This is a genomic window from Nocardia sp. NPDC005746, assembly GCF_040630785.1.
Classification (GTDB): domain Bacteria; phylum Actinomycetota; class Actinomycetes; order Mycobacteriales; family Mycobacteriaceae; genus Nocardia.
This window is the reverse complement of record NZ_JBEXYE010000002.1, coordinates 409480-428493: the sequence shown is the minus strand read 5'-3', so window position 1 is coordinate 428493 and position 19014 is coordinate 409480. Positions and strand designations below refer to the sequence as shown.

The 19014-nt window shown below is 67.1% G+C and carries 19 protein-coding genes and 1 riboswitch; of the genes, 7 read left to right on the top strand and 12 right to left on the bottom strand.

All coding sequences use genetic code 11. From position 1 onward, the window contains the following. Positions 1-290 precede the first annotated feature (290 nt). Complete coding sequence (locus tag ABZ412_RS05890; protein WP_357276842.1) at positions 291-1538, top strand: cytochrome P450; 1248 nt, start codon at positions 291-293, stop codon at positions 1536-1538. Between the two features lie 98 nt (positions 1539-1636). Here the strand turns inward: ABZ412_RS05890 and ABZ412_RS05885 are convergent, their stop codons facing one another. The 3 genes from ABZ412_RS05885 to ABZ412_RS05875 form a co-directional block, all read right to left on the bottom strand. Continuing rightward, on the bottom strand, positions 1637-2860 hold the full coding sequence (locus tag ABZ412_RS05885; RefSeq protein ID WP_357276840.1) for a cytochrome P450: 1224 nt from the start codon (positions 2858-2860) through the stop codon (positions 1637-1639). Between the two features lie 145 nt (positions 2861-3005). Beyond that, positions 3006-4208, bottom strand: a complete 1203-nt coding sequence (locus ABZ412_RS05880) for a cytochrome P450 (protein WP_357276838.1) — start codon at positions 4206-4208, stop codon at positions 3006-3008. A gap of 161 nt (positions 4209-4369) precedes the next feature. Beyond that, on the bottom strand, positions 4370-4570 hold the full coding sequence (locus ABZ412_RS05875) for a hypothetical protein (RefSeq protein ID WP_357276836.1): 201 nt from the start codon (positions 4568-4570) through the stop codon (positions 4370-4372). 346 nt (positions 4571-4916) lie between these two features. On the opposite strand from ABZ412_RS05875, the gene ABZ412_RS05870 reads away from it, so the two are divergent. Further along, complete coding sequence (locus ABZ412_RS05870) at positions 4917-5876, top strand: AraC family transcriptional regulator (RefSeq protein ID WP_357276834.1); 960 nt, start codon at positions 4917-4919, stop codon at positions 5874-5876. A 190-nt stretch (positions 5877-6066) separates the two neighbouring features. Next, the gene (locus ABZ412_RS05865; protein ID WP_357276832.1) at positions 6067-6612 is read left to right on the top strand and encodes a hypothetical protein; all 546 of its coding nucleotides are present in this window, start codon (positions 6067-6069) and stop codon (positions 6610-6612) included. 218 nt (positions 6613-6830) lie between these two features. Here ABZ412_RS05865 and ABZ412_RS05860 read toward each other — a convergent pair whose 3' ends face one another. The 5 genes from ABZ412_RS05860 to ABZ412_RS05840 are packed head-to-tail and all read right to left on the bottom strand — an operon-like array spanning position 6831 to position 10849. Then, positions 6831-7892, bottom strand: coding sequence for an ATP-dependent DNA ligase (locus ABZ412_RS05860; protein ID WP_357276830.1), 1062 nt, complete (start codon positions 7890-7892; stop codon positions 6831-6833). Next, positions 7889-8989, bottom strand: coding sequence for an ATP-dependent DNA ligase (locus ABZ412_RS05855; RefSeq protein ID WP_357276828.1), 1101 nt, complete (start codon positions 8987-8989; stop codon positions 7889-7891). The genes ABZ412_RS05860 and ABZ412_RS05855 overlap by 4 nt, the downstream gene beginning before the upstream one ends. Positions 8990-9040: 51 nt before the next feature. Further along, positions 9041-9436 (bottom strand): cold shock domain-containing protein, encoded by a 396-nt coding sequence (locus ABZ412_RS05850; protein WP_357276826.1) that lies wholly within the window; start codon positions 9434-9436, stop codon positions 9041-9043. Between the two features lie 43 nt (positions 9437-9479). Continuing rightward, the gene (locus ABZ412_RS05845; RefSeq protein ID WP_357276824.1) at positions 9480-10586 is read right to left on the bottom strand and encodes an SPFH domain-containing protein; all 1107 of its coding nucleotides are present in this window, start codon (positions 10584-10586) and stop codon (positions 9480-9482) included. Between the two features lie 44 nt (positions 10587-10630). Further along, positions 10631-10849 carry a hypothetical protein gene (locus ABZ412_RS05840; RefSeq protein WP_357276822.1) on the bottom strand — a complete coding sequence of 73 codons (219 nt, stop codon included), beginning with the start codon at positions 10847-10849 and terminating at the stop codon, positions 10631-10633. Positions 10850-11081: 232 nt separating this feature from the next. Here ABZ412_RS05840 and ABZ412_RS05835 point away from each other — a divergent pair, with 232 nt between their 5' ends. Next, positions 11082-12611, top strand: a complete 1530-nt coding sequence (locus ABZ412_RS05835) for a DHA2 family efflux MFS transporter permease subunit (RefSeq protein WP_357277143.1) — start codon at positions 11082-11084, stop codon at positions 12609-12611. A 58-nt stretch (positions 12612-12669) separates the two neighbouring features. On the opposite strand, the gene mraY is transcribed toward ABZ412_RS05835, so the two are convergent. Further along, positions 12670-13755: a phospho-N-acetylmuramoyl-pentapeptide-transferase gene (mraY, locus tag ABZ412_RS05830; protein WP_357276820.1), complete on the bottom strand. Its 1086-nt coding sequence runs from the start codon at positions 13753-13755 to the stop codon at positions 12670-12672. Between the two features lie 83 nt (positions 13756-13838). Between mraY and ABZ412_RS05825 the strand changes: the two genes are divergently transcribed. Together ABZ412_RS05825 and ABZ412_RS05820 are read left to right on the top strand one after the other, a co-directional pair. Then, positions 13839-14678, top strand: coding sequence for a helix-turn-helix transcriptional regulator (locus tag ABZ412_RS05825; RefSeq protein WP_357276818.1), 840 nt, complete (start codon positions 13839-13841; stop codon positions 14676-14678). An 87-nt stretch (positions 14679-14765) separates the two neighbouring features. Beyond that, entirely contained in the window at positions 14766-15530 is a 765-nt protein-coding gene (locus ABZ412_RS05820) for a glucose 1-dehydrogenase (RefSeq protein ID WP_357276816.1), read from the top strand. Between the two features lie 6 nt (positions 15531-15536). Here the strand turns inward: ABZ412_RS05820 and ABZ412_RS05815 are convergent, their stop codons facing one another. The 3 genes from ABZ412_RS05815 to ABZ412_RS05805 all read right to left on the bottom strand — a co-directional run bounded on the left by ABZ412_RS05815 (position 15537) and on the right by ABZ412_RS05805 (position 17815). Continuing rightward, positions 15537-16250 (bottom strand): MgtC/SapB family protein, encoded by a 714-nt coding sequence (locus ABZ412_RS05815; protein WP_357276814.1) that lies wholly within the window; start codon positions 16248-16250, stop codon positions 15537-15539. 221 nt (positions 16251-16471) lie between these two features. Next, a riboswitch (M-box (ykoK) riboswitch) is annotated at positions 16472-16645 on the bottom strand. A gap of 93 nt (positions 16646-16738) precedes the next feature. Then, on the bottom strand, positions 16739-17359 hold the full coding sequence (locus ABZ412_RS05810; RefSeq protein WP_357276812.1) for a TetR/AcrR family transcriptional regulator: 621 nt from the start codon (positions 17357-17359) through the stop codon (positions 16739-16741). 57 nt (positions 17360-17416) lie between these two features. Then, positions 17417-17815, bottom strand: a complete 399-nt coding sequence (locus ABZ412_RS05805) for a hypothetical protein (RefSeq protein ID WP_357276810.1) — start codon at positions 17813-17815, stop codon at positions 17417-17419. A gap of 568 nt (positions 17816-18383) precedes the next feature. Here ABZ412_RS05805 and ABZ412_RS05800 point away from each other — a divergent pair. Further along, positions 18384-19013, top strand: a complete 630-nt coding sequence (locus ABZ412_RS05800; protein WP_357276808.1) for a hypothetical protein — start codon at positions 18384-18386, stop codon at positions 19011-19013. Position 19014: the final 1 nt, after the last annotated feature.

Below are 19014 nucleotides of genomic sequence, written 5' to 3'. Positions count from 1 at the left end.
TGCCCCTGAGGCCGGCGGGATGTCGATCGTGGTGCGGGGCGGGCTCGCATCGGCGGGATCCTGTGCAGCAGAAGGCTTCACGTCCGCCCACGGTGCCACTGACCCTCGATACTGCAGGCCGGTGGTGCGGGGTCGCCTGAAAATGGCCTCCCCCGGCGAGCTGATCGGCGCACCGACGCGGACGGCTCCGCGGTCGATGAGCAGCCACGTCGAGGAGAGTTGAAGATGAGACCGCTGCCAGCGTGGGTTATATTTTCCCGCAACCGGTTTGATGGAATCTTGGAGCATATGTGGATCCGCAGTACGCGCATCAGGGCGCGACCCTCGGCGTGAGGTCGCCCGATCACGCGCGAGTCTCGATCTACGGTCCCGAGTTCGCCGCTGATCCCCACGGGCATTACCGGTGGATGCGCGCCACCTACGGGCCGCTGGTGCCGGTCGAGATATGGCCCGGAGTGCCTGCGACCCTGGTGATCAAGTACGCGACCGCGGTGCGGATCCTCAACGATCCTGTCCGCTTTCCGTCCGATCCGAGCATCTGGCAACAGAGCGTGCCCTCCGATATCCCGATCATGCCCATGGTCGAAGCCCGGCCCAACGCCATCCGCACGGACGGGAACGCCCATGCCCGATACCGTCAGACGATCAACGACGCGCTCGCTGGAATCGACCTCCACGCCGTGCGGGCGATGGTGGAGCGCACCGCTGTTCCCCTGGTCAACAGTTTCTGCGCGGACGGCACGGCTGACGTACTCGGTCAATACGCCTTCCCGCTCGTCTTCTCGGCCTTCTGCCAGGCAGTGGGCTGTCCACCGGAAATCGGTGAGCGTATCGCGGCGGTCAACGCCGCCATGTTCGATGGCGTGGACACCGCGGAAGTGAACCGGCTCATGGCCGAAGCGCTGCTCGACCTCACCGCGCTCAAACGAGCCCAGCCTGCCCATGACGTCACCACGCGACTGGTCCAACATCCGGCTGGGCTCACCGACGAGGAGATGGTGCATCAGCTGGTCCTGCTGTTCGCCGCGGGCGTCGAGCCGGCAGCGAACCTCATCGCCAACACGCTGTTGCTGATGATGACCGACCCCCGATTCACCAGCAGCATCGTTCAAGGGATCCCGCTGCCCACGCGCATCGCGATCGACGAGCGGTTGACGTCCGACCCGCCGATGGCGAACTACTGCGTGACCTACCCGCAGCAGCCGGTCATGCTGGACAAGGTGTGGCTGCCGGCGCATCAACCGGTCATCATCAGCATGGCTGCCTGCAACACCGACCCGGAGCTGGAGCCGGGCAGTCCCCTGGATAACGGCTGGAACTTGGCATTCTCTTCGGGCCCGCACGCCTGCCCCGCGCACGCCCGGCCCTTCGGGGTCCTGCTCGCGCAGGAGGCCATCGATCAACTCCTGGACTACCTACCCGAAATAAGGCTGGCGGTGCCTGTCGACGATTTGGTGTGGCGGCCGGGTCCGTTTCACCGCGCTCTGACAGCGCTGCCCGCCGTGTTTCCGCCGTCGACGCCATTTCCAGTCCCGTAAGGGGTAGTCGCCCACGGCGCGATGACCGGCGAGACGGCCTCGCCGCGGGGCCTCGGCTTTCCGGGCAGGCCCCACGGCGGGTCAGCGATCAGCCGCGTCTATCGCAGGAAAACCGGCAGACGGTCATGACCGTTGGCGATGAAACCGGGCACCGCGCCGAGCTCGTCGGGCGAGACGGCGAGCTTCATCTGCGGGAACGCCTGGAACAGCGCGGGAAGACCCACGAGGGCCTCGAGCCGGGCCAGCGGTGCGCCCGGACAGCGATGGGGGCCGTGCCCGAACGCCATGTGGCCCTTGTTCGTCCGAGTGGGATCGAACGTACCGGCGCTGTCGCCGTATACCTTCGGGTCCCGGTTGGCGCCGGCGGGGCACGAGAGGATCGGATCGCCTGCGGTGATCGCGACGTCGCCGAGAACGAAATCGGTCACCGCGTAGCGCAGCGGGGCATGCGCGATCGATGGTTCGAACCGCAGCGTTTCCTCGATCACATCGGACCAGGACAGCGTGCCGTCGAGTGCGGCGGCCAGGTGGTCCGGGTGGGTGAGCAACAGGAAGACGGCTTGGTCGAGGAGGTCCACTGTCGTCTCGTGCCCGGCGTTGATCGTCAGATAGAGCGTCCCGATGAGCTCCTCAATGCTGAAAACCGTTGCGGGATCGTCGGCGTGGGCGATGAGGGTGCTGGTCATGTCCTCGGCGGGATTATCGCGACGATACGTGACGAGCTCCTGCAGCAGCCCGATCATCGCGTGGTAGTTGGCTACGGCTTCCGCTTCGCTCAAGGCGACGTCGAAGATCCCGTCCACACACTTCCGCAGTGGCTCGATCAGCTGCTGGGGAACCCCCATCAACTCGTTGATCACCCGCAATGGCAGTGGATAGGCGAAATGCTCGCGGATGTCGACGGGCTCACCCCCCGTCCTGGCCTCGAGACCCGTCACCAGATCATCGGCGATCGCCTGGATCCGAGGCTCCAGCGCCGCGGTCCGCCTGTCGGTGAAGACCGGCACGAGAGGGGCGCGGAGCCGACGATGATCTGGTCCGTAGGCGGTGAACATGGACCATGTGTTCACCCAGTTGAGCAGCGGGAATTCCGTGCCGATCCGGCCTTCCCGGAAGGCCGGCCAGTGCTGGCGCGGGTCCTTGGAAACCGCATGGCTGGAGAGAATCTCCTTGAGCATCGCCGTGTCGGTCACCGACCATGCGAGCACTCCGCCCGGGAGCACCACCTTGGTGACCGGTCCCCGCTCGCGGATGCGGGCAATTTCACCCTGAATGTCCGGACCTTCGGGATCGAGGACGATGGGGTCGGTGTGGCTCTTCATGTGAACTCCAATCTGACCGTGAACCCTGCCTACAGGGGCTGGTGTAGCGCCCTTCGGCTTCCGGGCCTTCACAAAAGTAGCCGATGTTGTTGATTCTCAACGTTTTACGGGAGAGTTGCGAGGTAACTCTCCCGCACTGGGTGAACTACACCGGCAACGGCACAGCTTCGCGAAACCGGACGGGTAGCGATTCCAGGGCACGGTGAAACGGACCCCGCCGCCACACCAGATCGCCAGGGGCCACCGCGATGTCGATCTCAGGGAGAACATCGAGCAGGTAGTCGATCGCGTCCGCGGCGACCTGGTAGCTCAATTGCCGGGCCGGGCATTGGTGTGGTCCCGCGCCCCACGCCAGATGCGACCGGTTGCCGGACCGGTCATGGAGACCGGATCGAATGGCGGGGTCGTTGTTGCAGCCGGCCATGCTGATCACCACCGGTTGATGGGCGGGCAGCCACACTCCGTCGATCAGCGCCGACTGTGGGGGGTAGCTGATGCAGTAGTTCGCCAGTGGCGGATTCGTGAACAGCACGTCATCGAGTGCGTCCCGCGTGGACAGGCTGCCGCTGAGCAGCCCACCGGCGAACCGCTCGTCTGTCATCATCAACAACAGCGTGTTCGAAATCAGGTGCGCCAAGGGCTCACTGCCCGCCGCGTGCAGCGTCACCAGCTGATGGATGAGCTCTTCGGCACTCATGTCGCCGGCCTTGATCAGATGGGATGTGACGTCGTCGCCCGGCCGGGCCCGCTTTCGCTCGATGTGTTCATCGAGAGCCGCGACCAGCAGCTCACCACCGGCGTTGGCATCCTCGGCGGCTTCGAACATGGCCGCCATACCCGCACTCACCAAGTCATTCGTATCGGGATCAAGACCCAGCACGTACGCGAGCACCCGATGGACCAGCGGACGGATGTATTGCCCGAGCAGCTCCGCGTGGACGATCGCGGAGCGTTGGCCGCGGCCGCCGGGTTCGCCGCACAGCGTGTTGATCAGCGGGACCGCGACCTGCTCGACGACCGCGTGCAAGCCGTGCAGATCGACGGTGTCGAGCGCGGTGACATTGACGTGGCGATAGCGTTTGTGCTCGTACCCGGTGCTGCGCAGCGCGTTCGGCCGCCATTCCATCATGGGCAGAACTGGACACCCGGACGGCACGGAAGCCTGCCAGCGGCGCGGATCGGCGGGAAAACGATCGGGGTCGTTCAAGATCCGCAACGCGGTCGCGTACCCGATGACCAGGGTGGCGGGCACGCCCGGGGACAGCTCGACGGGCACCAGCGACCCGCATTCGGCACGCCACTGCTCATAGAGTGAGTGCGGAGCCTCGGCGAATGCAGCCGAGTACATCGATCGGCGGGATTGCTCGCCACCGACGATGGGCCCGGCTGCAGTCTGCTGCGCTGTCCTCGGCGGCTGCGAAATCGCCATAATGATCCCCCAATGTCGACGTCTTCAAGTTGCGACAGGCCAGTTCGCGGCCGGCGCCAGGCAATCGAGCTCAGCCCGGATCAGCGTCTTCCACGCGGATTCTCGGCAGCTCCTGCGGCGACTGTGATGGCATTGGTCATGTCGCCGGGCGACGTGGCCATGATCAGAGCTTCCGCGGCGAAGACGTCACCGTTGTCGAGAAGCTCGGCAGCCTCGTCGATCTGACCTGCGGTGCGAGCGGCGGCGTCCTCGCTGGATGCGATGGCGGTGCCGGTGGTCATTGCGTCGTCCTCCCTTTCCAGCCGTCGGGTTGTCCCGAGTGTGGCTGGTGGGGGAAGGCTAAGTGCGCTGACGGAATCGGGGCTACCGGATCTGCGACAACACCTCCCGGATTTGCGGCGAAGAAGGCACGAGCCCCGTCGGAATCGTTGCGCCTGCCATACGGTCCGGCCCGGTCGTGGAATCACCGATGGCGTGCCGCGGTCGCCACGTAATCGATTGTGCGACAACGGATGTCGGTGATAGATCAACCTGACATTTCACTCACGGCCGAGTACCTGTATAGATTCGGAACGACCGGATTGGCGAGGGGTTCTTTCCGGATGTGCGACAAGGAAGAACGAAGCTGTGGCCGAGCTGGAATCGATAGCTACCACCACCGGGGAGTTGCCCACATCGGACCGTCCAGGGTTCTGGCAGGAGCAATTCCGGAGCAATCATGGTGGTGCACAGATTCGGTTCGAGGATCACCCGACGTTCTCGGGTTCGTTGCGGGTCCAGCGCTTGCCTGGCTACACACTGGGCAACTGGCAGAACATGCAGTTCGCGTCGACTCCGATTTCGTACCGGCGCACAGCGTCCGATATCGACTCCGACGGGGATCGAAGCACCAGGCTCGTCATCCCCCGCCGCGGAAATGTGCGGCTGAAGCAGGGCGGGATGTCTGTGCTGCTGCGTCCTGGCCAGATCGGTGTCATCGATTGGAGCCGAGACATGGAGCTCAGCCACCAGAAGCCGGTCATCGGCTGGGCTGTCACCATTCCCTCCGACGTACTCCGGATTGCCCCCGGCGCACCGCCACATCTGTCGTTGGATACCAGCAACGCGTTGTTCGGGAGTGTGCTCGGCCTGGCAGAACAGCTGTGGCGGCGCGCCGATGCGGTGACTTCGAGGCATTTCCTGACGATCTGCGCAACAATCGCGACCTTGCTCTCGGCCGGCCTCGACGAGCGATGGGCGCCGGAGTCCGAGACGCTGGCCGCCATCGGTCAGGATGCTCGCCACTACATCCAGAGGAACTCCGACGACCACCGAATGACGGTGGAATCCATCGCCGCGCATTTCGGCATCACCCGGCGTCAGCTCGAACGGGCGCTGAAGCTCTCCGGCACCACGCCCTACAGTTTTCTGCTCACCACCCGTCTGGAGCGGGCGGAAAAGCGACTGCGCGACCCCATCCTGTGCCGCCGCTCGATCGCCGACATCGCCTACGCGAGTGGGTTTTCCACGCTGTCGACTTTCAACCGCGCCTACCGGGACAAATACGGGGTCACCCCCAGCCAGATACGAGATCGGGCACACCGCTGATCCTCGACCGGGCTGGTGGCGCGCGGACGCCGGCCGATCGCCCCGACACCCACCGCCGCGGCGGTGAAGGCGGCACTGCACCACAGGGCCGTGGTCGGGTGATCGGTGCGATCGACCAGCAGACCGGCGCCACCATTCCACGCCTCGAATCTCGAGGCCGGCACCGATTCGGTTCGGCTACGGTTCCACGATGAGGGGGGATGAGGTCGTATCGTTTGTGGCCCAACCGGATCCGAGCACGTGGTCGCGCTCGGACATGGATGGTGTGAACGCGTGGCAGATGGCACCTGACTTCGATGCGGCCCGCTCGCCGCTGCGGGGAATGCGCTACGTCCCTGACCGTCCCGTCGCCGACTGGAACGATTTCGAGAAGAGGCTGCGGCGTGTGTTCGCCTCCCTCGCAGTCGATGTGGTCAGACTGACACCGCACGTGCAGACCGTCGTGTGGAGCTTGAATCGTGCCGGCGCAACGGGGTTCCTCGTCCAAGGCTGGTTCGCCAGTGGCCAGGACCACCGCCTCGAGATACAGCACGGAGACAGGGGTGAGCACATTCGGTACATCGACTACCCCCACCGTCCGGACTGCGGAGAACACATAGCCACCGACACCCTGCAAGCCTTGCGGGACGGCGGAATCGCCCATCCCAGCGAGCTGAACTACGACGGCTTGGTGCTGCCCCCGGCGGCGGAGTTCGGTGGACTGCGCTTGGGCTTGACCCGCGACCACCGCCACTGACGCCCCGCGGGGCCTGGGTCTTGTTGGCGCGCATGCCGAATCGTGAATCGGCGCCACCGTCGACGCTACGTCGGCTCAGCCGAGGAGGGCTCCACTTCAACAAGGTTGCGCTCGATACGTCCTCGACGCCCGCGGCGGTCGTCGAGGCACAGGACGCGAGCGAGTTCGGTGGTTTCGGCGACGGTGGCGTGCCCTGCTGTGAACGAGGTGGGTGAAAGCTAGTCGGCGTCCTTGCGGGCCTTGCTGGGCTGCACGCGCGGCGGCTCGTTGGGCATCTTCGGATACACCGGCGGCCACGGGGCGTCCATCAAGCCCGCGGCCATGTCCTTGTCCGACATCTCCAGCAGGGGAATCAGTGACTGCGGGGTGCGGTCGGCCCATGGGTCGCCCAGTTCGGCGACGCGGGCGGGGACGGTGGCGATGGTCAGGTCGTCGGCGATGATGGTCGCCAGCTCGTCCCAGGAGATCGGGGTCGAGACCTGCCCGCCGACCTTCGGGCGGGCGCACCACGCGCCGAAAACCGTTTTGTGCGGGGCATTCTGGTTGAAATCGACGAACACCCGCGAGCCGCGCTCCTCCTTCCACCACGCCGCGGTGATGTCGTCGGGGTGGCGGCGTTCGAGTTCACGAGCCAGCGCGACCGCGGCGGCACGGACCTGGTAGCCGTCCCAGTTCGGTTCCAGCATCGCGTACAGGTGCAGCCCCCGCGAGCCGGACGTCTTGACCCGCACATCGATACCCAGTTCCGTGCACAACTCGCGGGTCGCGAACGCCGCGGCGCGCAGATCGTCGAAACCGATGCCGGGGGAGGGATCCAGATCGATGCGCAGCTCATCGGTGACCCCGGTCGGCGGCAGCACGTTCCCCGCCGCGTCGAGCACCGGCGGGAACGTGGACGCCGCCTCGGCCCCGGCATGGGTGGGCCAGACGTGGAAACCCAAGCAGCCCAGATTGACCGCCCACACGATATGCGCCATATCGACCGCGACCAGCGCGTCGCTGGTGGTGCCGTTCGGGGTGGACACGACCGTGGTCTGCAACCAGTCCGGCGCCGAGGACGGGACACGCTTCTGGAACCACGACTTGCCCGACGCCCCGTCCGGGTAGCGCTCCAGCAGCACCGGCCGCCCTCCGATGGTCCGCATGATCGGATCGGCGACGGCCAGATAGTAATTCACCAGATCCAGCTTGGTGTCCCCGCGCTTGGAGAAGTACACCTTGCCCGGATTCGACACTGGCACCGTGCGCCCGGCCACCTCGATCCGCACCGAATCACTCACCGCGCGGCCCCTTTCGAATTTCTGGCCTCGGCGAAGATATCGGCCAGCTCGGCGGGCGCGACCTCGTCGAGCTGAGCGTAGGTACACGAGTCGGGGGTGCGGTCGGAGCGGAACCGCACCAGCCGGCCGCCGTGGCGGAACCGCCCGGCCATCACATGCTCGTAGCGCACCTCCGCCACCAGCTCCGGCCGCAACGCCTCCCACGACAGATCCTTGCCTCCGGTCCAGCGGCTCACCCCGCCCGGCATCTTCCCGTCGGCCTTGGCCTGGGCGGCGGCATCGGCCCACGAGCGCCACGGATGGTTGTCCAGGGCATGCTCGCGCAACGGGGCCAGCTCGTCGACCAGTTCCTTGCGCCGGGCCGCGGTGAACGACGACGCCACCCCGACATGATGCAGATTGCCGTCGTCGTCGAACAGGCCCAGCAGCAGCGACCCGACCCCTTGGCCGTCCTTGTGCCAACGGAACCCGGCCACCACGCAATCGGCGGTCCGCTCATGCTTGATCTTGAGCATCACCCGCTTGTCCTGCAGATACGCCAGATCCGATGCCTTGGCCATCACCCCGTCGAACCCCGCGCCCTCGAACCGGGTGAACCAGTCCGCGGCGACATCGGGATCCTCGGTGATCGGCGTCAGATGCGTACCCGGATGCGAGCCGTCCAGCACCGTTTCGAGCAGTGCGCGCCGCTCGGCGAAGGGCCGCTCGGTCAGATCCTCGTCACCCAAGGCCAGCAGGTCGAAGCCCACGAAACTCGCGGGGGTCTCCGCGGCCAGCTTCTTCACCCGTGACGCCGCCGGATGCAGCCGCTGCTGCAGCGTGTCGAAATCCAGGCCGTTCTCGGTGACGACCACGATCTCCCCGTCCACCACGCACCGCGGCGGCAGCGCCTGACCCAGTAGTTCCACCAGTTCGGGGAAATACCGGGTCAGGGGCCGATCATTGCGGGAACCCAGCTCGATCTCGGGTCCATCGCGGAACACGATGCAGCGGAAACCGTCCCATTTCGGTTCGAACCGCAACCCCGGATCCCGGGGCAGCTCCGACACCGATTTGGCCAGCATCGGTTTCACCGGCGGCATGACGGGCAACAGCACACGGCCTCCTCGGTTCGCGGCGGATCCGAGACCGATCGTAATGCGAACCGGTCAGTTTTCGAGCCACCCGTGGGCATCGGCGAACGAGGTGAGCCGATCCCGAATCGTGATGATCTCCGCCGCCGTCAACTGCGGCGAGGCATCCAACAGCAGTTCGGTGATCAACCGGCGATGCTCGGCCGCGGTCATCTGCCCCGCGGCACGATGCTCCTTACCCTTGTGCCGCGCCGGCGCCGCCGGCTGACCCGGCACCACCGCCAGATTGATCGCCTTCGGACCCCGATCACCCTCGGTCACATCGAATTCGAAAACCCGCCCCTGGCGCAGCTCGTCCTCATCCAACCCGATGTCGTTGACATGCACGAACACATCCGGGCCGCCGTCCTCCGGACGGATGAACCCGAAACCCCGAGAGCTGTCGAACGACACCAATTTCCCGATGGACACCTAAACACCCGCTCCTCGTCGCCGCGTCCCTCTGGCGGTCACTCTAGTCCGCGGGCTGATCATTGTTGGAGGAAAGTGCCTTTTGCAACGAATTGAAGACCGTCAACCCCTGGCCCACCATGCCGTTGACGATCTCCGACACCCCGTCGGGACCATTGAGCACCGTCAGATTCGCCTTCGACAGCCCGCCCGCGGCCTGCTTCACGATCTCGGGCAACTGTTCGATCAGCAGCTGATCGAGCGCGATCCGATTGTTCGACGCCGCCGCCTCGGCCTGGATCCGGGTCCGATCGGCTTCGGCCTCGGCGAGAATGCGCACCCGATCCGCTTCTGCCAGAGCGGGTTTGACCACCTCGGCCTGCAACTGCTGCTCACGCAACTCCGCCTGCTTGCGCGCCTGCTCGGCCTGGGCGGCCAGCACCTCCTGCATGGCGGTGGCCTGCGCGAGCGGACCCGCCTGCGCGGCTTCGGCATTGGCCTTGTCGATATCGCGCTGATACTGCGCCCGCAGGATCGCGGTCTCGCGCTGATACTCGGCCTGCTTGCGCTGGGACTCCTGCTCGGCCTGGGCGGCCAGCTGGGCGGCCGCGGCCTGCGCGATCTGCGCGTCACGCTGCACCGCGGCATTGTGCGGGGCGGCCAGGGCCGAGATGTAGCCCAGATTGCCGTCGTCGATGTGCTGGATCTGGAACGAGTCCACCCACAACCCGATATTGCTCATCTCCACCTTCGAGGCCACCAGCACCTCGTCGGCCAGCTTCTGGCGCTCGCGAATGATCTCCTCGACCGTCATCGACCCCACGATCGACCGCAGATGACCGGAGAAGATGCGCCCGGTCAGCACGCTCATCTCCTTCTCCTGCTCGGACAGGAACCGTTGCGCGGCATTGACGATCGACTGCTCGTCATTGGCGACCTTGAACGCGATCACCGCCCGCACGTCGAGCTGGATGGCCTGTTTGGTGACGCAGCGTTCACCGATCTCGGCCTCGAACATCGCCAGCGACAGATACCGCACCTTGCGGAACAACGGCACCACCCAGGCGCCGTGACCGATGATCACCCGGAACGGCGCGCCGCCGTCCTTGCCGTGACGGCCACCGCTGACCAGCATCGCCTCATCGGGATCGGGTACGTGATAACCCAGCATCGTGTATTTCCCCTCGAACGTGGTTCCCGAGCATTTCCGTTGAATCAATCGCCCGGAAGCGGCACCCACGCAACAACATCGACGAGACGGCCCGGATGAGTGGCGACCACCAGTACCGGCGCACCGGCGGGCAGCGGCTCGTCCGCGCGCGCGATGTAGAGCTCGGTTCCCCCTCGGATGGCGACCAGTACCTCACCGAGGGCTCCCGCGCCCCGGATCGGCGAGGTCAGCGTACCGGTCAGGCCCACTACCGGGTCGGTCATCGCGATGTTCTCCTCGCCGGGGGGTTTGCTGAAAACGCCAGCGTACGCGCGCGGAGTGCGCTGCTCGGGCCGCTGCGCGGTCGCCTAACGTTTGCTACCGCTCGGTATGATTCGACTGTCCCACCTCGGAGCGACAGTCGCGCGGCAGGAAGGACCCGCTGGTGAGCATTCCGATCCACGCCGAGAGAAAAATGTGCTGGTGTCCGCACCGACCGGCTGGCAGGCTGAAGCGGTGACCACCCCTCCGGATACCAAGGCGGCCGACTCCGCCGACGACAAGCTGGACATCGGCGTCTTCAAAATCGCCGGTGTCGTGGTGCTCGGCGCCATCATGTCGATCCTCGACGTCACGGTCGTGACCGTCGCCATCCCCACCTTCCAGCACGACTTCGACACCACCTACGCCATCGCCGCCTGGTCCATGACCGGCTACACCCTCGCGCTGGCCACCGTCATCCCCCTCACGGGCTGGGCCGCCGACCGATTCGGCACCAAACGCCTCTACATGATGGCGCTGGTGTTCTTCGTGATCGGCTCGGTGCTGTGCTCGACGGCCTGGAACATCGAGTCCCTCATCGCCTTCCGCGTCATCCAGGGTCTCGGCGGCGGCATGCTCATGCCGCTGGGTATGACGATCATGACCCACGCCGCGGGCCCCACCCGCATCGGCCGCGTCATGGCCGTGCTCGGCGTGCCCATGCTGCTGGGCCCCATCGGCGGCCCCATCCTGGGCGGCTGGCTCATCGACTCCTTCAGCTGGCACTGGATCTTCCTGATCAACCTGCCCATCGGCATCATCGCGCTGGTCCTGGCCTACACGATCTTCCCGCGTGACAATCCCGAGCCGTCGCAGAGCTTCGACTTCCTGGGCATGCTGCTCGCCTCGCCCGGCCTGGCCGCCTTCCTGTTCGGTGTGTCCTCCATCCCCGGTGAGGGCACCATCAAATCGGCCAAGGTGCTCATCCCCGCCATCATCGGCGCGGGCCTGCTGATCGCGTTCGTCTTCCACGCCCTGCGCACCGAACACCCGCTCATCGACCTGCGGCTGTTCAAGAACAAGTCGCTGCGCTACGCCGTCATGACCATGACCCTGTTCGCCATGGCGTTCTTCGGCTCCGGTCTGCTGCTGCCCTCGTATCTGCAGCAGGTGCGCGGTGAATCCACCCTGGCCGCCGGCCTGCTCATCGCACCGCAGGGTTTGGGCGCGATGCTGACCATGCCGATCGCGGGCCGCCTGGTCGACAAGATCGGGCCCGGCAAGATCGTGCTCACCGGTATCTCCATCATGACGCTGTCGATGGCCGCGTTGACCCAGGTCAAGGCCGACACCCCCTACCCGCTGCTGTGCGGGGTGCTGTTCGTCATGGGTCTGGGCATGGGCTGCACCATGATGCCGACCATGACCGCCGCCATCCAGACCCTCACCCACGGTGAGGTCGCGCGTGGTTCCACCCTGATGAACATCGTGAACCAGACCGCGGGATCCATCGGTACCGCAACCATTTCCGTGGTGCTGACCACCCTGCTCAACCACCGGCCCGAAGCCAAGATGGCCATCGGATCGCATTACGATCCGCGCATCTCCCAGCAGGTTCCGCCGCAGGTCCTCGCCGACGGCTTCGATCAAGCCGCCCAGGCGTTCGCCCACACCTTCGTGGTGGCCACCGTGCTGCTGCTGGCGACGCTGATCCCGGCGTTCTTCCTGCCGCGCACCAAACCGGCGACCCCGGCCGCGGCCGACGCGCCCGCGGTCGTGCACTGAGCTAGCACCGTCGAAAGCCCACCCGGAAACCGTTGTCCCGGGTGGGCTTTCGCGTTTCTCAGCGCCGCGGCCCCGACGAGGCGAGGTGCTCGGCGTAGAAGAACAGCAAGCCCGTCGCCGCCGAGATCGCCGCCAACAGCCAGAATCGGATGATCACCGTGGTCTCCGGCCAGCCGATCAGCTCGAAATGGTGATGGAACGGGGCCATCTTGAATACCCGGGTGCGCGTGGTGCGGAACATGACGATCTGCAAGGCCACCGAGGAGATCTCGGCCACGAACAGCGCGCCGACCGCGATCATCAGCAGTTCGGTGCGCGTGGTGATCGACAGCCCCGCCAGCAGCCCGCCCAACGCCAGCGACCCCGTGTCGCCCATGAAGATCTTCGCCGGAGCCGCGTTCCACCACAGGAATCCCACGCACGCCGCCGCGCCCGCCGCGCACACCACCGACAGATCCAGCGGATCGCGCACCGTGTAGCAGCCCGGCACCGCCCTGGTCGCGCACGCGTGCGCGTACTGCCAGAACGTGATCAGCACATACGAACCCAGCGCCAACCCCACCGAACCCGCCGCCAAACCATCGAGGCCGTCGGTGATATTGACCGCGTTCGACCAGGCCACCACGATGATGCACGCCACCACCAGAAAACCCGCCACCGCCAGCGACACCGTGGAGATGTCGCGCACGATCGAGATCTGCTTGCTGCCCGGCGTCAGCCCCGACCCGCCGCGGAACCGCAACGCCAGCACCCCGAACACCACCGCCGCGCACAACTGCCCGACGATCTTGCCCGACGCCGTCAACCCCAGCGAGCGCCGCTGCGACAACTTGATCGCGTCATCGGCGAACCCCACCGCCCCCAACGCCGTCGCCAACCCCAGCACCAGCAGCCCCGACGCCGACGCGCCCCGCCCGTCGAAATGCCGCCCCACCAGCGCCGCCGCCCCGTACCCGCACCAGATCGCGACCAGGATCGCCAACCCGCCCATGGTCGGCGTGCCCCGCTTGGACAAATGACTCGCCGGGCCGTCCGAGCGGATCGCCTGCCCCCACCGCTGCCGCGTGAACAGCCGAATCAGCAACGGCGTCACCGTGATCGAGACCACCAGTGCCACCAGCGCCGCCACCAGAATCTGCCGCATCGCACCCCCTCGAAACCCGAAATCCGGTCACATGCTAACCGCCGCCGGAACGAAAGGGGCTCCCGTGATTGTTAGCGTGAGATATGAACACCCCGGGTGCGCGCCGCGACCAACTCCGAGAGTTCCTGCGCGACAGACGCGCCCGCATCACCCCCGACCAGGTCGGACTCCCCACCGCCGGCCGCCGCCGCACCCCCGGCCTGCGCCGCGAGGAAGTCGCCGTCCTCGCCGGAGTCGGCGTCTCCTGGTACACCTGGCTCGAACAGGGCCGCGACATCACCGTCTCCACCGACGTCCTCGACGCCATCGCCGCCGCCCTGCTCCTCGACGCCCCCGAACGCATCCACCTGTATGTCCTCGCCGGCCTCAACCCGCCCTGCCGCTCCGGCACCGCCACCGCCGACATCACCCCCGAAACCCGAAACCTCCTCGACGCCTGGGGCCCCCGCCCCGCCGTCCTCCGCAACCGCTACTGGACCGTGCTGGCCTACAACGACGCCGCCCGCGCTGTCTTCGGCTACGAAGCCCCCGGCCACAACTGCCTGATCACCTACTTCACCAACCCCCGCTACCTGGCCATGCCCCACCACTGGACCCGAGCCGCCCCCGCCGTCGTCGCCGCCTACCGCGCCGACTCCGCCCCCTGCCCCGACGACCCCGGCTTCGACGCCGTCATCACCGAACTCGCCGGCCGCAGCCGCGAATTCGCAGACCTGTGGTCCCGCCACGACGTCGGCACCCCGACTCAAGCCGTCAACGCCCTCCACCACCCAGAAGTCGGCGAACTCCACTTCGACACCACCACATTGACTCTCGCCGACCGCCCCGACCAACACGTCGTCCTCTACAACCCGCGCCCCGACACCGACACCGCCGAAGCCCTCGACCGCCTCCACCGCCTCCGCCTCGCACCACCCGCCTGAAACGGTGGAGGCCGCGCAGGGTGGTGGTGTCACACCCACGATAGACACGCACTGTTTGCCCGCTGCGCATCCCGGCACGCTGAAGTCATGACGCACAACGGGATCCGCTTCGAGAACAAGATCGCCCTCATTACCGGTGGCAGCAGCGGCATGGGGCTGGCCACGGCGCAGCGCCTCATTGCCGAAGGCGCGGAGGTGATCATCACCGGGCGGGACAAGGGTCGGCTCGACGCTGCCGTCGCCGAGCTGGGGGAGCGCGCGACCGCGATTGCCGGCGACGTCACCGACGCCGAGGATCTTGCTGTGCTGGGCCGTGCGGTCGGCGAGCGGTTCGGGCGGCTGGATGTGGTGTTCGTGAATGCGGGGGTCGGGGCGTTCCAGCCGTTCGCCGCTGTGACCACCGAGGAGTTCGACCGGATCGTGGGCCTCAACTTCAAGTCGGTGTTCTTCACCGTCCAGCAGGTCCTGCCGCTGGTGTCGGCGGGTGGCGCGATCGTCATCAACGCCTCGTTCGCCACCTACCGGGGTGCCCCCGGTACCGCCCTGTACACCGCCACCAAGGCCGCTGTCGATTCCCTGGCGCGGACCCTCGCGGCGGAGCTGGCACCCAAGGGGATTCGGGTGAATTCCATCAGCCCCGGCTACACCGACACCCCGGCCTTCCGCGCCGAGACCACACCCGAGACCCAGGCCGAGGCGGCCTCGCGGGTAGCGCTCGCTCGCATCGGCACCTCCGACGATGTGGCCGCGGCGGTCGCGTTCCTGGCCTCCGCCGACGCCTCCTACATCACCGGCCAGGACCTGCTCGTCGACGGCGGGCTCACCACTGTCATCCCCTCGGCCATGGTCTGAAGCGGCTCACTGCTCGGTTTCCACCGGCCGCGGCACCGTGCGCCAGCCGACGCTGGTCACCGACGGCTCCAGGCTCAGACGGCTCACCGCGGACTCCATCTGGCGATCGTCGCGACGATCACCGGTGAGCTCGGCCCGCACCTGCACCCACCCCGGGGACGTGTCATGACTCGAGATGGACACCAGCCGCAAGTCGGTGCGCGTCAACGACTGCACCAGCAACGCCCGCACCTGCGCCTCGTGCGCGTCGTCGGTGTCGGCGTGGAAGGCGTACAGCGCGTCCTGGGCGTCGGTGCCGTCGGCGATCGGGCGGTCCACCGACCGGGCGACCGTGCGCAACGCGGTATTGACCACCACCACCGCGACCGTGCCCGCCGCGGCCGTCGAGTACATGCCCGCACCCGCCAGCGCGCCGACCGCGGCCGAACACCACAGCGTGGCAGCGGTATTGAGGCCGCGGATATTGAACCCGTCGCGCAGGATCACGCCCGCGCCCAGGAAGCCGATACCCGAAACGATCTGCGCCGCAACGCGGGTCGGGTCGGCGGTGGCGCCGTTGAAGCCGTGCGCGGACAGCAGCACGAACAGGGTCGCACCGGCGGCGACCAGTGCGTTGGTGCGCAGCCCGGCCATGCGGGCCCGGAACTGGCGCTCGAATCCGATGATCGCGCCCAACCCGACACCGGTGGCCAGGCGGAGCAGCATTTCCCAGGTGGTCATCTCGATCTCCCAGCGGATGACGGCGCACTCGGAAAGTGGACGCTACCGGGTGCGCGGCAGCGGCCTGAGGATTGATGGAGTGTCGCCTGGTGAACGATTGGCTAACGGAACTCGGTCCGGTCCATCGGGCACGACCACCACCTCCTCGACACACGCGCACAAAGCGACCGCCAGGTCGCGTACATGCCGGGGGAGTGGGACCGGCGGGGAATCGCCGGCACGGGTACCACCCCTCGTAAGACCTTCAGCACTCCACGGCGTAACCCGCCACCAGGGCGGGAGCCGGTCGGGGCATCCCCTTAGCTCGGGGAAGCCTGTCCTGATCCGGGGCGTCTCTCGACGTTCGGGATCGCCGGCCTGTATCCGTGAAGGAGCCTCAGCTAACGACGGCACCTTGCGTCAGCGAGTAAACACCCCCGCGTCGCGCCTCGCAACCCGATGTGACCGCGGTCGCCCGCATCCACGCCGCAACCGCGCCGGTGGAAGGGTCAGCGATACATGCCGCGATAGGCGTCGATGGTCGCCACCAGATGGTCCACGATCTGATCGCGCGTGGCGCGCAGCGTGCCATTGAGCCACGCCGAGAACATGCCCGCATTGCCGCTGGCCATGGTGACCGCGGCCAGCCGCCGTCGCACCGGATCATCGATGTGGGCGAACAGGTGATCCTGGATCAGGCGGGTGAACGCGGGCATGACCGCGATCGTGGTCTGGCCCAGCCCGGTCGACGAATACGGCTCCACCAGGAACAGTCGTGACTTGCGCGGATCCTGCAGCACCTTGTCCACCAGCGCTTCCGACAGCGCGCGATCCCGATCGGGATCATCGGCGACCGCGAACGCCGTCATCGGATCCAGGAACTCGTCGGCGATCTGGCGGTAGAGCACGTCGAGCAGTTCGTCGCGGCTGGCGAAGGATTCGTAGAAATACCGGTCGGTCAGCGTGGCGCGCCGGCACACCGCGCGCATGGTGACCGCGCCCGCCCCGGATTCGCCGATCAGGTCCAGTGCGGCCTCGAGCAGCGCGGTGCGGCGCGCCTCACGGCGTTCGGTGAGGGTGGTTCCGCCCCAGATGCGGGGCTCCTCGGCGGGAGGCTGCTCGGTCTGCACCGGGTCAAGAGTAATGCCCGGGCCCGGGTGTGAGCGCACACCCGGCCCCGGACCGGCTCACTTGGTGACCACGCACGCGCTGCCGAGGTTGATGCCGGTGCCGACCGTGACCGTCGCCCACTGCGAGCCGTTGTAGGTCCAGGCCTGCACGTAATGGGTGCCCGTGGAGGTCGGCGTCCAGCTCGAGGTGGTGGTGCCGCCGCTGCCCAGGCTGAACTGCTGCGGACTGAACGTCGCCGAGGCGCTGTCGTAGAGCCACACGTACTCGTTGGGGCTGCCGTTGACGGTGACCGTGTAGGCGCAGTTGGTGCCGTAGCCGCCGCCGGTGCTGGTGCCGGTCGCGATGGTCACGCTGCTGACGTAAGCCGACGCGTCGGGCGCGGCGAGCACGAGCGCCGCGGCCGCGGCGCTACAGGTGGCGAACACGGACACGGCCGAGGTGCGTGAGCGGATCATTGTCGATCATCTCCCCAGATGAACGGGATGAATGAGAACATTGCGACGCCATTGGCGCATGTAGGCAAGTGTCGGTGGTCGGCACACCCGACACACGAGTATCGGACTACTCGGTGCGAACCGGCCACCCCGCCAACGCAATTCGCGATCTCCGGCAATCAGTCGGCTGTCCAGGGCCGACGCCGAAAGCTGGGGGTTCCCCTAATCGACCCCTAATTCCCGTGCTCGCAGTGCAATTCAGCTATTGCATCGCTAACGTTCCGATTGTCCGAATCGCCTGGGTGACGAAGCGCAGACACCTACCGGTGATCGGACACCGCGCGAGTCCTCTTCCCCGAGACTCGTCTCCCGCGTCCCCGCCGCGCAGCGGGCGCCGCGAACCCCGGCGTCGCCGGGCCGACCCCGATCCCGGCCCGGCGACGCCGTCTCATAAGCGCCGATTCCGCCACAAGGACGGCGCGAATGCCGTGACGCTGCAATGATCGACCCAGTTCGGATTCAGTTCGGGTAGGCATTGCGAATCACCCTGTGCCGGTGGACTGTTCGAGGAGCAGAAGGATCGCGCAGGATGACCGCAAGCCGGTATGTCAGTAACTCCGACGTAGCCGATCCCGCCGAGCCGTCGGGCTGGGGCCGACATCTGGGCGTCGGGGACGACATCGCGGACAGTCTCGGTTCCGGACAGCTCGGCGCGCTCATCTTCGCCCGAAAACTGGTGCGCTGCTGGTACATCGCCAACTTCCTGCTCGCGTCGACCCTCGGCTCGGGCGTGGGCCTGTTCGCCTGGGAGTACGGCCAGCGGACCTACGGCGACTGCACGGGCACCGCCACCTGCTATCCGCGCTGGGAGTTGCTGGTGCTCGGGGTCGGCTCCGGATTGCTCGCCGCGGGAGCGATCTTCCTGGCCGCGTCGTTGCCGTGCTTCTGGGTCGCCTACGCCATCCGGTGGTCGGCGCGCGCCATGGCCGACCGCAACGACGGGCCCGAGCATCACGAGGCCGAGCACTACGAAGTCGCCGAGCATCACCAGTGGCGCGCGGCCGAGCAGCCGACGCGCCGCCAGCCGCGGACCGAGGAACCGCCGCGCCGGCCGGCCCGCGCCGAGGAGCCCCAGCGCCGCCAGCCGCGACCCGAGCCGCCCCAGCAGCGCCGCCCCGCGCGCGGTGAACAGCCCGCCCGCCGTCCGGCCCGCACCTGAC

Excerpts from the sequence above, each read along its gene's own strand:
- ABZ412_RS05885 (WP_357276840.1), bottom strand. The coding sequence starts at position 2,860 with ATGAAGAGCCACACCGACCCCATCGTCCTCGATCCCGAAGGTCCGGAC.
- ABZ412_RS05880 (WP_357276838.1), bottom strand. The coding sequence starts at position 4,208 with ATGTACTCGGCTGCATTCGCCGAGGCTCCGCACTCACTCTATGAGCAG.
- ABZ412_RS05875 (WP_357276836.1), bottom strand. The coding sequence starts at position 4,570 with ATGACCACCGGCACCGCCATCGCATCCAGCGAGGACGCCGCCGCTCGC.
- ABZ412_RS05865 (WP_357276832.1), top strand. The coding sequence starts at position 6,067 with ATGAGGGGGGATGAGGTCGTATCGTTTGTGGCCCAACCGGATCCGAGC.
- ABZ412_RS05845 (WP_357276824.1), bottom strand. The coding sequence starts at position 10,586 with ATGCTGGGTTATCACGTACCCGATCCCGATGAGGCGATGCTGGTCAGC.
- ABZ412_RS05840 (WP_357276822.1), bottom strand. The coding sequence starts at position 10,849 with ATGACCGACCCGGTAGTGGGCCTGACCGGTACGCTGACCTCGCCGATC.
- mraY (WP_357276820.1), bottom strand. The coding sequence starts at position 13,755 with ATGCGGCAGATTCTGGTGGCGGCGCTGGTGGCACTGGTGGTCTCGATC.
- ABZ412_RS05825 (WP_357276818.1), top strand. The coding sequence starts at position 13,839 with ATGAACACCCCGGGTGCGCGCCGCGACCAACTCCGAGAGTTCCTGCGC.
- ABZ412_RS05820 (WP_357276816.1), top strand. The coding sequence starts at position 14,766 with ATGACGCACAACGGGATCCGCTTCGAGAACAAGATCGCCCTCATTACC.
- ABZ412_RS05815 (WP_357276814.1), bottom strand. The coding sequence starts at position 16,250 with ATGACCACCTGGGAAATGCTGCTCCGCCTGGCCACCGGTGTCGGGTTG.
- ABZ412_RS05805 (WP_357276810.1), bottom strand. The coding sequence starts at position 17,815 with ATGATCCGCTCACGCACCTCGGCCGTGTCCGTGTTCGCCACCTGTAGC.
- ABZ412_RS05800 (WP_357276808.1), top strand. The coding sequence starts at position 18,384 with ATGACCGCAAGCCGGTATGTCAGTAACTCCGACGTAGCCGATCCCGCC.